Origin of the sequence: Pantoea sp. OXWO6B1, assembly GCF_001641135.1 — a bacterium.
Lineage (GTDB): Bacteria > Pseudomonadota > Gammaproteobacteria > Enterobacterales > Enterobacteriaceae > Pantoea > Pantoea allii.
Genome location: NZ_LWLR01000001.1, coordinates 4,647,552 through 4,662,576 on the forward strand (window position 1 = coordinate 4,647,552; position 15,025 = coordinate 4,662,576).

16 protein-coding genes are annotated in these 15,025 nt (G+C 47.9%); 4 read left to right on the forward strand and 12 right to left on the reverse strand.

The genetic code is table 11. The features are described 5' to 3' along the window. The first annotated feature begins 29 nt into the window (after positions 1–29). Together A6A26_RS23645 and A6A26_RS23650 are read left to right on the forward strand one after the other, a co-directional pair. Complete coding sequence (locus tag A6A26_RS23645) at positions 30–1,796, forward strand: terminase ATPase subunit family protein (RefSeq protein ID WP_063880999.1); 1,767 nt, start codon at positions 30–32, stop codon at positions 1,794–1,796. Continuing rightward, positions 1,796–2,830: a phage portal protein gene (locus A6A26_RS23650; RefSeq protein ID WP_063881000.1), complete on the forward strand. Its 1,035-nt coding sequence runs from the start codon at positions 1,796–1,798 to the stop codon at positions 2,828–2,830. Before A6A26_RS23645 ends, A6A26_RS23650 begins: the two co-directional genes overlap by 1 nt. Before the next feature lie 59 nt (positions 2,831–2,889). Here the strand turns inward: A6A26_RS23650 and A6A26_RS25085 are convergent, their stop codons facing one another. The 12 genes from A6A26_RS25085 to A6A26_RS23710 form a co-directional block, all read right to left on the reverse strand. Then, the gene (locus A6A26_RS25085) at positions 2,890–3,999 is read right to left on the reverse strand and encodes an FRG domain-containing protein (RefSeq protein ID WP_172823914.1); all 1,110 of its coding nucleotides are present in this window, start codon (positions 3,997–3,999) and stop codon (positions 2,890–2,892) included. A gap of 480 nt (positions 4,000–4,479) precedes the next feature. After that, positions 4,480–6,678, reverse strand: a complete 2,199-nt coding sequence (locus A6A26_RS23660; protein ID WP_063881002.1) for a S8 family peptidase — start codon at positions 6,676–6,678, stop codon at positions 4,480–4,482. 9 nt (positions 6,679–6,687) lie between these two features. Continuing rightward, positions 6,688–7,752 (reverse strand): AAA family ATPase, encoded by a 1,065-nt coding sequence (locus A6A26_RS23665; protein WP_063881003.1) that lies wholly within the window; start codon positions 7,750–7,752, stop codon positions 6,688–6,690. A gap of 213 nt (positions 7,753–7,965) precedes the next feature. Next, on the reverse strand, positions 7,966–8,154 hold the full coding sequence (locus A6A26_RS26135) for a hypothetical protein (RefSeq protein ID WP_063881004.1): 189 nt from the start codon (positions 8,152–8,154) through the stop codon (positions 7,966–7,968). Positions 8,155–8,237: 83 nt separating this feature from the next. Next, complete coding sequence (locus A6A26_RS23675) at positions 8,238–10,526, reverse strand: replication endonuclease (RefSeq protein WP_063881005.1); 2,289 nt, start codon at positions 10,524–10,526, stop codon at positions 8,238–8,240. 24 nt (positions 10,527–10,550) lie between these two features. Further along, positions 10,551–11,360 (reverse strand): DNA adenine methylase, encoded by an 810-nt coding sequence (locus A6A26_RS23680; RefSeq protein WP_063881006.1) that lies wholly within the window; start codon positions 11,358–11,360, stop codon positions 10,551–10,553. Further along, entirely contained in the window at positions 11,357–11,584 is a 228-nt protein-coding gene (locus tag A6A26_RS23685; RefSeq protein WP_063881007.1) for a TraR/DksA family transcriptional regulator, read from the reverse strand. Before A6A26_RS23685 ends, A6A26_RS23680 begins: the two co-directional genes overlap by 4 nt. Continuing rightward, complete coding sequence (locus A6A26_RS23690; RefSeq protein ID WP_063881008.1) at positions 11,584–11,811, reverse strand: DUF2732 family protein; 228 nt, start codon at positions 11,809–11,811, stop codon at positions 11,584–11,586. The genes A6A26_RS23685 and A6A26_RS23690 overlap by 1 nt, the downstream gene beginning before the upstream one ends. Before the next feature lie 69 nt (positions 11,812–11,880). Beyond that, positions 11,881–12,264 (reverse strand): hypothetical protein, encoded by a 384-nt coding sequence (locus A6A26_RS23695; protein ID WP_024471084.1) that lies wholly within the window; start codon positions 12,262–12,264, stop codon positions 11,881–11,883. A 1-nt stretch (position 12,265) separates the two neighbouring features. Further along, entirely contained in the window at positions 12,266–12,445 is a 180-nt protein-coding gene (locus A6A26_RS23700) for a phage filamentation protein Fil family protein (RefSeq protein ID WP_063881009.1), read from the reverse strand. Between the two features lie 10 nt (positions 12,446–12,455). Then, the gene (locus A6A26_RS23705) at positions 12,456–12,965 is read right to left on the reverse strand and encodes a phage regulatory CII family protein (protein ID WP_063881010.1); all 510 of its coding nucleotides are present in this window, start codon (positions 12,963–12,965) and stop codon (positions 12,456–12,458) included. A 34-nt stretch (positions 12,966–12,999) separates the two neighbouring features. Further along, positions 13,000–13,236 carry a hypothetical protein gene (locus A6A26_RS23710; RefSeq protein ID WP_014604979.1) on the reverse strand — a complete coding sequence of 79 codons (237 nt, stop codon included), beginning with the start codon at positions 13,234–13,236 and terminating at the stop codon, positions 13,000–13,002. 90 nt (positions 13,237–13,326) lie between these two features. Here A6A26_RS23710 and A6A26_RS23715 point away from each other — a divergent pair, with 90 nt between their 5' ends. Continuing rightward, positions 13,327–13,947 (forward strand): phage repressor protein CI, encoded by a 621-nt coding sequence (locus A6A26_RS23715; RefSeq protein ID WP_063881011.1) that lies wholly within the window; start codon positions 13,327–13,329, stop codon positions 13,945–13,947. A gap of 8 nt (positions 13,948–13,955) precedes the next feature. After that, the gene (locus A6A26_RS23720; protein WP_063881012.1) at positions 13,956–14,969 is read left to right on the forward strand and encodes a phage integrase; all 1,014 of its coding nucleotides are present in this window, start codon (positions 13,956–13,958) and stop codon (positions 14,967–14,969) included. Positions 14,970–15,025: the final 56 nt, after the last annotated feature.

Genomic DNA, 15,025 nt, shown 5'->3' on the forward strand with positions numbered 1-15,025 from the left:
AGGAAACGGGCGGGCCGTATTTTGGGGCCATGACAACGACAATCGCCCCCGCAGACCTCGATCCCCGCAGACAGGCTTTGCTGCTGTACTTTCAGGGATACCGTATCGCCCGCATTGCAGAAATGCTGGGAGAGAAACCCGCAACCGTTCACAGCTGGAAGAAGCGCGACAGGTGGGGCGACTATGGCCCGCTTGACCAGATGCAGCTCACCACCGCTGCGCGCTACTGTCAGCTGGTCATGAAAGAGGAGAAGGAAGGAAAGGACTACAAAGAAATTGACCTGCTGGCCCGGCAGTCAGAGCGCCATGCGCGCATCGGGAAATTTAACAACGGCGGCAATGAGGCCGATTTAAACCCCAACGTCGAAAACCGCAACAAAGGCCCGCGCAAACCGCCTGAAAAAAACGTGTTCAGCGACGCGCAGATTGAAAAGCTGCAGGACGTCTTTCACAGCACGATGTTCGGCTACCAGCGCCAGTGGTGGGAAGCGGGCAATAAATACGCCGTCCGCAATCTGCTGAAATCGCGCCAGATCGGGGCGACGTTCTTTTTTGCCCGTGAGGCGCTGATCGATGCGCTCACCACCGGGCGCAACCAGATTTTTCTGTCGGCCAGTAAGGCGCAGGCGCACGTGTTTAAGCAGTACATCGTGGAGTTTGCCCGCGAGGCGGACGTCGACCTGAAAGGCGACCCGATGACGCTGGCTAACGGTGCGTGCCTGTATTTCCTCGGCACCAACGCCCGCACGGCGCAGAGTTATCACGGCAACCTGTATCTTGACGAATATTTCTGGATACCGAAATTTCAGGAACTGCAGAAAGTTGCCTCCGGCATGGCGCTGCACAAGAAATGGCGTGAAACCTACTTTTCCACGCCGTCCAGCCTCACGCACAGCGCCTATCCGTTCTGGTCTGGCGCGCAGTTCAACAAGGGCCGCACCAAAGCCGACCGGGTTGATATTGATTTAAGCCACGCGTCGCTTGCCGCTGGCCGCCTGTGTGCCGACGGCCAGTTCCGCCAGATAGTCACCGTCGAGGATGCCGTACGCGGCGGCTGTGACCTGTTCGACCTGGAGCAGCTGCGCACGCGCTACAGCCCGGAAGACTATCAAAACCTGCTGATGTGCGTGTTTATGGATGACCTCGCCTCGGTGTTCCAGCTTGCCATGCTGCAGAAATGCATGGTGGACAGCTGGGAAGTGTGGGACGACTTCGAAGCGCTGGCGCTGCGCCCGTTCGGCTGGAAAGAGGTCTGGATTGGTTACGACCCGGCGAAGGGTACGCAGAACGGCGACAGCGCGGGCTGCGTGGTGATTGCCCCGCCTGCCGTGCCGGGCGGTAAGTTCCGCATCCTTGAGCGTCATCAGTGGCGCGGGATGGATTTCCGCGCGCAGGCCGACGCCATCAAATCCCTTACGCAGCAGTACAACGTGACCTACATCGGCATCGACTCGACCGGCGTCGGCCTCGGCGTTTATGAGAACGTAAAAGCCTTTTTCCCGCAGGTGAAAGAGTTTGTTTATAACCCGACGGTGAAAAATGCCCTGGTCTTAAAAGCCTACGACACCATCAGCAGCGGGCGAATGGAGTTTGACGCCAGCCACTTAGACATTGCGCAGTCGTTTATGTCTATCCGCAAAGCCACCACGGCCAGCGGCAACCGTCCGACCTATGAAACCAGCCGCAGCGAGGAAGTGAGCCACGGCGATTTAGCCTGGGCGACCATGCACGCGCTGGCAAACGAGCCGCTGCAGGGACAGGCGGCACACACGCAGAATATTGTGGAGATGTATTAATGAGCAGACGCAGGAACCGCACGCGCACGCAGCCCGTGCAGCAGCCGGAACAGATGACCAGCACCGCCGCCTCCGAGGCGTTTACCTTTGGCGACCCGATCCCGGTACTCGACCGGCGCGAACTGCTGGACTACGTGGAGTGCGTCATCAATGACCGCTGGTATGAGCCACCCGTAAGCGTTGACGGGCTGGCGCGCACGTTCCGTGCCGCCGTGCATCACAGTTCGCCCATCAGTGTTAAGTGCAACATTCTGGCGAGTACCTTTATCCCGCACCCGCTTTTGAGCCAGCAGGCTTTTACCCGCTTCGCGATGGATTACCTGGTGTTTGCCAACGCGTACCTGGAGAAGCGAACCAGCCGCCTCGGCACCACGCTGAAACTGGAGCCTTCGCTTGCCAAATACACGCGGCGCGGGCTTGACCTCGACACCTACTGGTATACGCACTACGGCCTTAACTCCGAGCCGTATGAGTTTACAAAGGGCAGCGTGTTCCACCTGATGGAGCCGGACATCAATCAGGAAATCTACGGCGTACCGGGCTACCTGTCAGCCATACCGTCCGCGCTGCTGAATGAGTCGGCCACGCTGTTTCGCCGCAAGTATTACATTAACGGCAGTCATGCGGGTTTTATCATGTACATGACCGACCCGGCACAAAGCCAGCAGGACGTTGACAACATCCGCAGCGCCATGAAAAGCGCAAAAGGGCCTGGTAACTTCCGTAATCTGTTTATGTACAGCCCGAACGGGAAGAAAGACGGCATTCAGATCATCCCGCTGTCAGAGGTGGCGGCCAAAGATGAGTTTCTGAATATTAAAAACGTGTCGCGCGATGACATGCTGGCCGTGCATCGCGTGCCGCCTCAGTTAATGGGGATAATTCCTAACAACACTGGCGGGTTCGGGGATATAGAGAAGGCTAGCATGGTTTTCGTACGGAATGAACTCAGCCCATTACAAGAAAGAATGAAAGAATTGAATGAATGGTTGGGAGAAAAGGTAATAGATTTTAAAGAGTACAAACTTAATTAGCCAAAAAATTGAAAGCCAGAACACCACTCCACTTTGGCTTTCAATTTTATTGTAAATAATTAAGTTCGAGGGAATTTTATTTCCTTAAAATCCTGACAAGCACCATCAATCCCTGGGAATAATGCACCATATGTGATTCCCATCATCGCTAAATCACGCATAGCGTTCCTTGCATCTTTTATAGGAATATCTATCGCCTTAAGATATCTATCCGTCTCTCCCCCGCACTTATAAAGATGCCCCTCCATATCACAGCAATTAGTAAAAGTAGTTAACGCCTGTTGTGGCAGCGCTCTCGGATTATTCAATGTTAAATACTCCCCTATTGAAATATTTAGCCTACAATCAAATGGGTTACTAAACTGCCAAATCTCCCTTCTCCACTTATCCAATTCAAATACAAAAATTCTCGCTTTCCTTGAAGCATCACTATTATCAATTTCATCCTGCGTTAGCTTGCTAAACGCAAAAAAAGCAGCAACATAAGGTGAGTAAGACCAATCGAGTAAAGGTGTAGGATAACCATGGTGCTGGAGCAAATTTATGAATGCACCGTTATGTATTGGATCCGATAAATTGAAATAGTGCTTTGTCATACTAGATATATGTCTGTGCAACAAAGGTATATCATCATTCATATATACCTGTACATCATACCTACCATTCCTGTGGAATGATGTTCTTAAAGGCCAATTATGGGCCTGACCTCTGAATGCCACATTCCTGTAATCAACACTACTCACGAAACTCTTAAAATCTACCCATGTCATATCAATACCTATAGATGAGTAGCTTTTATTACATTTATTTTCCAAGACACAATATATGACACTTCCAACACTGGGAGTAATCAATAAATTCAATACATCGCCATCGAAAGATAATTCAAAAATCGCGCTCTCAGGAAAGTCTATACCGCCATAACTGTTACTTATATAATCTTTAGTTGAATGAATAGGCTGAGCAAGGAAATCAGAACTCATGACCTGTATATTAGAAACATTGAGCTTGTGGTTGTCTCCAGATGTAGGCATTTCAAAATACACACATGACGATGGATAAGACACGGAGCCTGAAAAAAAATAAGCGTAACATCCTAATACATCATTTTTAGGCTCGATATTTATCAAACACTCTCCTTTGAATGAACCAAAAGAAGAAGTACCCACCCATTGTCCAGAAAACATGACGACCTCGTATGAATCAGAATTTTAATATTGAAGGAAGAATTTCACGTGGGAAATCAATTAAAAAATACGTGCTTTTATAAAAAATACAGCAACTTAGCTCTAAAGGAAATAAGAATGAAGAAAAAACACCTGCGAGTGACCAAATTGAACACACTCGTGTTTAGCTGCTCGATTTTTTGTGAGCATATAGTAGCCAAATACAAGTGGAATCTATCCTTACAAAACTTAAAAAGATACTGTTTCTTTGCCCATACAATACTTCACCGACAATGCTCAGCGATAGGTATTTAGACTTGGCGCGCGCTCGTAGCCCCGCCACGCCTGCCCGCTTTATGTAGTGGTTTTCATGCAGGTGCATGACATATGCAAAAGCCCGCTATCATAGGCGGGCCAGAGGGTAGACGATCCTTTTGGGATCATGCAGATTCATGCAGCATAGCCATGCAGAAGATTATCAAATCAAGATTGCAGTCTGATTTGCTGTTTAATTTGAATGGCCTGTAAAGTTTGATACCTTTGTCTTATATTGTTATATAACTCAGGGGTATCTTTTGCCTTTAGCGATACAATCAATACATATGCAAGATTTGGTAGTTCATCTATTTCAGCAGGCATTCCATTATCACGCCCGTAGTAAATAACATCAAAACATGGATCTTTAAGAGTATCTTTGTTGAACGTATGCTCACTACGAAGCGTAGTTTCCCATTTATGAGAATCTTCACGCAACTCCTCTTCACTCGCATATATATGTTTACTATTAAAGAGTGGGAAAGTAGCACCAATTTTATCTTTTGGTGTTTTTCTCATAGTGACAACCAATCCACTTTTTGTGTAATTCACAGGATGAGCAACGTCCACGGGTGTCGTGAAGCAAAAGGTAGCTTTAAGTTCAACAGCACCGTTAATCTGGATATCAGGGAAAGGAATTGGCGCACGCAAATGCTGGGATGGCTTAAGCTCCCCCTGATATATAACTTTAACTTCGTTGTCATCACAATAGATAACATCGGAAATATCATGAGGAAATCTCCCCCACCCTACATGACTACGTTGCAGTCCATTATTTTCTGCATGATGAATCAAAAGAGCTTTAGCTGTGAGTGGCGTAATATTATATTCTAAACTCGCTGCCAAGCCTATGGCTTGTCGTAGAACTAATGGTGACGAAAAGCTTGTGCCAGCGGTTTTAATAACTTTATTTAAAAAAGGACTATAAACCTTAAAAGGCTCATCTTTAGAGCCGCCAAAAGCCACGCCGTCAGGTTTAACATACCCTGGACTTCGCCCTGGCCCTATGCAGCTATAATCGCTTCTGACCCAAGTTTTCGATAATGAATTAGCGGCACCAACTGCTAATGCATTAACTAAATCAGAAGGAGGCTGTATACGATTCAAGCCGTCAGCCAAACCACCATCATTACCTACGGCAACAGTACACAGGATATTTCCAGCAGATAAATATTGCTCTAAAGTAGACGTCCACACATGTACATCTTCATCATCAATAGGAAATCTTGGGCCTAAACTTAAGTTTATATAGTCGTATTTTTTCTCATCTAAAACAGATTTAATTCTTAATAAAACGTCAAATAAATCTTCATCTCCACCATCGATCAAGTTATCAATAACTCTGTAGTGGTCAATAGAAGAATACGGTATGGGCAATTGCGACTGACCATCCTGAACAGCTCCAAACAAAACTGTAGAAGTAACATCTTGACCATGAGAAAGTAACTTTCCACTAGTCTTTGAAGGCTCGCCAAAAGTGTATTCTTTGACCCATTTATCAAAATCAGTATTACCTATTCCCCCGTCAAAAATCGCCACTTTAATATTATCATTAATTGCTTTTTCGAGAGGAAGTTCAAATTCAAAATCTTCAACGACTGTACGCGTGAAAACAGGATTATTTATCCTTAAGCCTGGAAGATCCCTAACCACTCTTAAGAACGAAAAATCAGCAATATTTTTAGCCTCAGCTAAGTTAGCTGATATTGGCATAAAGGTGAGGTCATTAACCTTTATTATTTTATGCCTATCAATTTTTGCACCGCAGGACAATGCATATTTAATAAAGCTATCAAGCACATCTTTGTTACTATCAGGCGTATGTAAAGCTACCTCCAACTTTCTAGGATGCATTGAGGAATTAACTATCTTAACCTTCTCATTGGCTGAAAAAAAAGCAACACTTTCAAACGTTATAATTTCTTTTTGCTGCCCTTTATTCAGTTTATTATCTGACAGCGCTTTAAGAAGATTCGAAAAATCAGTTACTTTTCCAGAAACATAAATGCATACGCTCGAATATTCGTCTTTGTGCTTACCGCGACTACCAACAACCTTTCGCGGTTTAATTGATACAGCCTTACTACCAATGCTGGTTAGCGAAAATCTCTTAAAAATTAGATTTGAAAAATAACTTTTCGCTAAAAATGCCGGATGAAGGATTAACTTCGCAACTGCTTCACCTTTTGGTTTCGCGGCATCGGGAATATCCATAAACTTTTGAATAACACCCCTTAACTCATTTATTATTACTGGAGCATTGTCTTCATAAGTATATGGTTTATTTTTAGGCCCACTACCGTTTTCAATTTTGACATCACCGGTTAAAGTCTCACCATAGCCTAATAGCAGGTTTTTGTTATTCATTCCGACCCCTTACAAACCAATTATCTTCTTAATAGTTGGTCTAGGTATTGATAACTCAGCAGAAATTTGCCGTTGCGACATCCCTTTCTCATTCATAAATTTGATGATTTCCTCGATAGGTTCACCATCAAAAAGCTCTTCAAGTATTGCTCGATTAACCGGTAAATCCTCAAGAACTGAATTCCTTTTTGCCTGATTCAAGGAACGCTCAATGACGGCGAAGGACTTACCTACCATCCGTTCACTTATATTTTCAGCAATGCCATGCGGTACATCGCATTGAAGTAGGAAATCTTTGATAAGATTTTGTGAAGGATAATCAAATTTTATTACTCGGTCAAATCTTCTCCAAACCGCAGGATCTAGCAACTCCCCATGGTTGGTTGCAGCGACTAAAATTGATGTGTTCGGCCACTCGTCAATTGCCTGCAGTAGAACTGTTACTAAACGCTTTAACTCTCCAACATCAGAAGAATCATCCCGTTTTTTAGCTATGGAATCAAACTCATCAAGTAGCAAAATGCATGGAAAAGAACGCGCGTAATCAAGAACTGCACGAATATTGTTGCCTGTTTTACCCAAGTAACTGCTCATCACACTTGATAAATCTAAAGTCAGAAGCGGAAGGTTCATCCTCTCTGCAAGCCATTTCGCTGCTAAAGTTTTACCAACGCCTGGAGGACCATCCATTAGTAGTGATTTCGATGGCAGAAGACCGTTTTCACACAACTGCTCTCTTTTTTCCCACTCTGCCACAAATCTGTTTAAAGATGTAGATATATGCTCAGGCCATAGAGGGCTAACAGTTAATCTCACAGGATAGTTTTCGACTAGCAATTTCTGACGAGTATCAGCGTCTACCGGTGCTGGTTGTTTATTATCTTTAAAACCTCTTAAAACAGTAAATGAATCTGTATTTCTTAAAAGTGCATCACTTAATTCTGATGCAAGCTCTGGAGAATCTTTTTTTAATTTCTTTATCATGATGCGTAGCCGCATCTCCAGATTTTCTCGTTTCCCTTGCAATGCATCGTTCATCACTTCAACAAACATATCATTAGTGATGTTTATCATAAAAACCACTCCAAAGTAAAATCAAACCAAAACTTAGCAGATGATATACCATACCGACCAGACATCCAGTAATTTTATCAATTTAAGATAAATACCTTACCAAAAAAGCAAAAAACCTTACCAGGCTATTGTCTTCCATAGATAGTAATACAGGACTTATCAAACGATATGAATTTTATCTATTTGGTTTCATGTGCTTTTTCTTTTGATTGCTTAACTTTTAGTATCAATAGAGCGTAGATATTCCTGAATCCGGACCTTTTTCATTAGTTCATCTGTAAGCTCAGACACCCACTGGATCGCCAGACTCTTTTCATCTTCACTGCAATCACTCGATGCAACCAATTTAAGAAACAAATCAATACGTTGCAATTTAAAAGACTCAAAAAAATAATCCTGCATAACATTTACTTCCCTCAAACAACTGTACATAAACACAGTATATTAGGAAAATCCGAAAGTGAAATGTTTTTTTACTTTCAGCCTTACTTTTTGTGTGCTTCGCTTTCCACTTTACGCAAGTTGGCCGCCTTAACCCTTTCAGCAAGGCTGTTGAAACGGCTCAGTATTTCGTCTTTACGTGAAGTGTCATCCTTAGTTCTGAATGGTCGTACTAAGTCGCCGTAGCAGGTGCTTCGGAACATTTTTCCTGCAATTTCTGTCTGTGTGCCACCTATCAGGCGCACGGCAAGACCGCGACTGATGGTTTCGCCGCTTAAGTCTCTGACCTGGCCGATCACGTTGTCACACGCCGTCTCTATCGTATCTGGCCGTCGCAGCACAAGGTGTTTTTTATCCGGCTTTTCTGCTCTCAGTCGGGCAAGCATTCGTCGCCGTTCTTTATGGCCCATCCCCTTAAGGTCGATTTCTTCCAAACTTTCCGGCGGGTTTGAATCCTCAGATCTCAAACGCCCCGTACAGTTATTGACAGAACTCCGAGAGGGCGCGGGCGCGCCCTGAAGATCAAAACCAAATTCAACGGCACGCTTCGGAACAATCTTCCACTGTGCCAGACGGGTTAAAATCGGAGTATCTGCGCCAACCTCAGTTGCGTAGACACCCTTAATACGCAAGGTTTCCTCACCGTATTCATTCAGCTCATCGCCCGACTGATACCAGGTGCGCACGGCCAGCTCATCACGACGCACGAACGGACCGCCCTGTGCGTTAACGTATGCCGCCCAGTCGCCCACGTCGGCCGCGTCATGCGCAGCGGCAAACTCCGCGCTGAGGCCGTGAGCGGTGTCGGTGTCATCCATGCGACGCAGCTCGCGGTAAACCGTGACCGGCGCACCGCCGATAAACTGAAACTGTCGGATATGCCAGCGTGCCGCCCAGGCAGAAACGGCGGGCGCGGTTTCCTTAAGCTCTTTACCGCTTTCGTCGTCCAGCTCGCCATCCAGTGCGTAGCCGTCGATATTCTTAGAGATATATTTAGCCACGTAACCCGTAGCACTGCCTTTTTCCGGATCGATGGCCTCGGCATGAAAGCGCGCTTTACGGGCTTTATCCGTGGTCAGCTCGTTGCTGTCCTGCTGAAAGGCATAGTCACGGATTGTCTGGCGCACCTGATCCGCATCTTCGGGCCGCATAAACATCAGCATGTGCCAGTGTGGCGTTGCGTCGTGGTGGGGTTCGGCAACGCGAATGCCAAAGATTCGAATGTCATCACGGTGCAGCTTTGCCCGGATGCGCTGCCAGACGCTGCAGAGGTAACGCTGCGTGTCTGCGGGGCTGGCACCATTCCATTTACGATTGCGATGGCCGGTTTTGATTGTGGCGTGATAGCGTGACGGTGCGGTCAGCGTGTAAAACTCCCCGACATAGCCCAGCTCATTACAGATATTTTCAAAGCCGCGAATGCGGGTCATCAGCTCACAGCGACGGATGGCCGGATTTGCCACGCTGCCGTCGTATTTCTTAATCAGGCTGATGCGGTTGCCTTCCTCGTCTTCCAGTTCCATGCCCTTTAAAAACTCACGGGTACGGCGTTTCTGCTCCCGCCATTCTGAAACCGTCATTCTGCTGGCGTGAGGCGTGTGTTTTTTGCTTACGTTAGCCAGGGCAATCTGCAGGTGTTCACGCCATGACGCAGCCACACGGCGCAGTCGTCCCGTCCACCATTTCTCTGTCTGCATACGCAGCACGGCGGGCGTGACTTCCTCCGGAACAAAGAAACGGGACGTCACTTTATCCCACAGTGGCGGCGTCTGATTAAATTCCCGGGTGATGGCCGCCGCTGTCATGTAAACGCGGTGCGTGTATTTATAATCTGACTCATCAGTTGACTGCGCGTGTGCCTGTACCAGCTCGGCCAGAATGAAACTGGCAATGTCACCGGCCAGCAAATCCACATCGGCACGCGACATATCAGCCAGGCGGTTAAAACGCTTCATCAGCTCCCACAACTGGCCGCCGGCACGTGCCGCGCCAGCCTCTTTCGGGGCGTTATGTGTGAGCAAGTTCAACGTGCCGGCACTCATCGTTTTCACCCGGTACTGTTCATTAACGCATTCAACACGCGGCAATGTGCGCTCGACGAAGGTTTTCGTTAAGTACGCATTGGCGCGGGCAATGCCCTGTGATTTTTCCAGCTCGTTCATGCGACGTTTGACGTCAATTTGAATCAGAGTCGGCTGCTGCTCAAGCAGCTCCTGCGCACGCACCAAAGCCGCAATCATTTGACTGCGGCTGTGCATTTCCTCATAGGTGGGGTAAGGGCTGGCGATAGCTTCCCGTGGAGCATTCCACGGGTAAGCGTACTGCTCAATCATGTAGCTGCCTCTTTTGCAGCCATATCAACCCCCAAACCAGATAGCGGCAGGACGACGAACGGCAATGATTTCTGCCGCGCTTTTGCTGTCACCTGCAGCCACACCTACCGCGCGGGCAGCCCTGATGCTGGTCAGCTCGTAGGCATCAAAAAGCGTGCGCGTGAAGTCAGTATCGCTGTTTGAAGCGATGACCGGGCAGCGCTCTGACACGCTGGTTAACATGCTGGCTAAGTCCTGCTGCGCAGCCTTATCAAATCCGCCTGCGTGGTAGTCGCTAAACGTACCGTCATAAGGCGGGTCGCAGTAAACAACGTCACCGCCCTTAATCATGCTCAGCGTCTCGCGGAAATCAGCACATACAAACGTTGCACGGTGGGCTTTGGCTGCGAACGTTTCTATTTCTTCCAGGGGGAAATAGGGTTCAGAATAGTTTCCGTAAGGGATATTAAATTCACTCTTACGGTTGTAACGGCAAAGGCCACGGTAGCCGTGGCGGTTCAGGTAAAGGAAGTGCGCGGCACGCTCAAGCAGAGGTAGAGCCGGGTCATGATTAAACGCTTCTCGGATGCGGTAATAATCCTCTGCCCTCTTGTTTTGGGTAAACAGACTCACCGCCACCACGATAAACGGGCGCGTGTGTTCTTTAATCTGGCGGTAAAGATTAATTAGGTCGGGATTAACGTCAGCCACTAAATAAGCCGGGTAATCCGTAGCCATCATAACGGCGCAGGAACCGGCGAACGGCTCAACAAGTCGCTGCCCCTGCGGCAGATAATTAAGCAGTTCAGGCATGAGGCGGGTTTTGTTGCCCGCCCACTTAAGGATCGTACTCATACAGCACCGCCTTTATAGTGGGCGCTTTTCAGCTCGACGATTTCCTGACAGGCGACGCAGTGAGTAACACCCTGTACCGCGCGACGACGGGCCTCCGGTATCGGCTCATCGCAGGCCTGACAGAAGAACTCACCAGCCCCGACAGGCTGATGACGTGCGTTAGCGAGATTGCGCTGCAGTTCTTCCTCAACGCGCGCCTGGACTAAATCCATTGAATCGGCCATTAGTGCAGCTCCCGCGCCTGATGCTCAAAACGCTCTGCCTCTTTATCCAGCAGCTCAATGATTTCTGGCGCGGTCATTTCGTGTTTGCGGGCATGAATGACCAGCGCCGCAATGCGGATTGATACGGCCAGCGCATCATCGCTGCGCTGTTCTGTTTTGGCCTTGCTCAGCAGTGCATTAAGCGTGTCTGCGTCGGCTTCAAAATTACGGGTTTGGGTATTTCTCATTGTTCAATTCTCCAGATTCAGGGCAAAGGAATGCCCGGCGGGTTTACGCCATTAATTTTTGAGTCTTATTTACTCTGGTAAAAAACAGTCTGCGGTAGAAAACTGTCGGGGCAGAATCTTTCCCCAGCGCGCCATTTTATTCATCGCCATGATGATTAATTCTCGGCGGTATTCATCGAAGTATTCAAACGGCTTGCCGATTTCCTCCTGCGAAAAGGTTTTAGGATTTTCGCGGTTAGCCAGGGTTAATACGCAAAATTTAAACTCGTCATTCTGACGGTTGAAATAACGCAGTGACGGATTAGCGTTATTGTCACGCTGCTGCCGCCAGCTTTTCCGAAACTCATCAAACGACATTTTGTTAACAGCATCAGCACGATTGCCCGTTGAATGAGTTTTGGCAAAAGATGCCGGGCCTTGCTGTGCGGTTGTGTTGCCTGTTACTCGCTGCATGTTACCCCCTGAATAAACGCGCCATGAAACCGGCGGGTTTGCGTTTGCTGGTCACCCCCTGCAGCAGTTGCTTTTGGCTGTTGCACGGATGCCAGGGCTTGCCGTTCTCACCCATGATCCAGCCGTTGCCGTATGCTACGGACGGACTTTTACGCTTAAGAAGTGATGCCAGTGAAATCATTAGCAGTCCCTCAGCTCAGGCCAATGGATGCGCCGAGGCCGCTGATAGCGTCTACGGTTGATGCCATAGTGGGATTGGAATGAATGCGGGCCTGTACCGCTATAGCGGCCAGACTCAGGCAGCGAATGCCGGTATTAACGCTTTGCATCAGGCTACGGCGACAGGAAGTGCTCAACGCATCCTGATTCACTGCACTGGCTGCCAGCTGCCCCACTTCTGCCGTTGCCTTCAAAACGTAGGCTGACAGCTTTTCTTCGGCATGTTCGTTCATCGGTACGCAAGGCAAACAATGTAGTTGTGCCAGTGCGCCATCCATTAAAGTTGCATCTTCGGTCAGGTCAGTGAGCAAAAGCATTTCCGCAACGGTCAACTGGTGCGGCTGTTCAGGATTCAGCTTGTTGCGCAGGGACTGCACGTTCATGCCTGCAGCCTGCGCCAGCTCTTTCATGTTGTGAGACAGAGCGAACCGGCGGCAGGCTTCGTCAAAGTAGTTATGTGTGGACACACTAAAATCAAACATGATTAATCCCTTTCAATATCCCAATATGGATACATCAGCCCTGCATTGTGATTTCGCAGCCAGAAGCGGCTTCAATAGTGAGAGCAACCATGTTGATTTCGATAAGCCCGTTTAAGCCCTCCTTCTTCCTGATGGGTAAACGGTTCTCGCGGTACATCTGACGAACGGTGCCCTCCTTGTAACCAGTGCGGCGGCAGAACTCTTCGACAGTAATGTACGGTTCTGAAATCACGAGATTGATTGAAGGGCGCATTGAAAGTTTACGAGTCATGATGCAGTATTCCCAAGTTTAGGTATTAGATATCACTATTAAACGCTATTCATCTCATCACAGACCGAAGAATAGGATCACAAATCGGATATGTCAACGAAAGAAAACACAAATCGCCATAACGCAAAGGTAGTTCGTGAAGCGGTAGAGAGTAATCGGGGCGGTAAAGATGTGATTTTTCGCTTAGTTGAGGCGTACGGATTCAGCAGCCGTCAGGCGCTATGCAACCATTTGGGCGTCTCGCAAAGCACGCTAGCCAACCGTTCAGCCCGCGATACCTTCCCTGCTGACTGGGTGATCATCTGCCATGTGGAAACGGGAGCATCACTTACCTGGCTAACTACAGGTAAAGGTGCACGCTTTATGGAAGTGGAGGAATCTCGTGTTGTGATTGCCACACACAAAAAAATCTCAAATGGGGTTTTAGAAGTTATGGATGATTTCATTCTGGATAAAGCATCACTACCCGAAGGCTTGAATGCCCCGTTTGTGATCAACGCAGATAGAAGCACTTATTTGGTTGATACCTATGAAGGCGAGATCGTCGATGGGCTTTGGCTTATCGAGATTGATAAGTTAGTCAGCATTCGAGAACTGGCACGTTTTCCCGGTGGAAGAATACGTGTCGAGAATGGGAAATCGTCATTTGAATGCCAATCAAGTGACATCGTAGTTTTAGGCAAAGTGATCACTCGAACCGAATACCTTTAAGGCATGGAATGGCGATAAACAAATTACCCAACGGGAAATGGCAGGCGCAGATTTTCCCAAACGGCCGTGACGGCAAAAGGATTCGCCGCCAGTTTGCGACGAAGGGCGAAGCACAATCCTATGAGAAGTTCGTAAAAGAGCAAGTTCAAGATAAACCCTGGCTGGGAGATAAAGCAGATAAGCGGCGGGTAATTGAGCTGGTTGAATTGTGGTTCAACACCCATGGCATTACGTTGGCGGATGGTGAGAAACGGCGAACCACAATGGCGTTCGCCTGCGAGGCGATGGGAAACCCACTCGCAACCGAGTTTAACGCGAAAATTTTTGCGTCTTATCGCGAGCAGCGTTTAAGCGGGAAAATCACCCGCTCCAATCGAGTGAAGACGGTTACGCCGCGCACGGTAAATTTAGAGCTGGCATATTTCAGGGCGATGTTTAACGAACTGCGCCGGTTGGATGAATGGACCGCGCCAAATCCGCTAGAGAACGTGCGCGAGTTTAAAATCAGTGAATCGGAGATGGCGTATCTCACCATTGAGGAAATCAGAAATCTACTCGCCGAATGTGAGAACAGCCGATCCAAAGATCTGACTACCATCGTGAAAATCTGCCTGGCAACTGGCGCACGTTGGAGCGAAGCAGAAGGCTTAAAGGGAAACCAAATCCGCGCCGGTCAGATCATTTATGTGAAAACTAAGAGCAAGAAAAACCGCGCGGTGCCGATAACTGAAAAATTACAGGCTGAACTGCCATCGAGCAGGAAAGCACAGTTGCTCTTTAAACCTTGTTACTCCGCCTTTAGAAAAGCCATGCAGCGCGCCGGCATCGAGACACCTGCCGGGCAGCTTACGCACGTATTACGTCATACCTTTGCTTCTCACTTCATGATAAACGGAGGAAACATCCTTGTGCTTCAGCGAATTTTAGGGCATACGGATATTAAGGTGACGATGCGATACGCGCATTTCGCGCCAGACCATTTAGCTGAAGCGACGCGGCTTAATCCTATTAATTATATCTAACTCTTCCATATGACAAAGTGATATAATTAGTATCATGGCTGCCAATAAACTCCTCA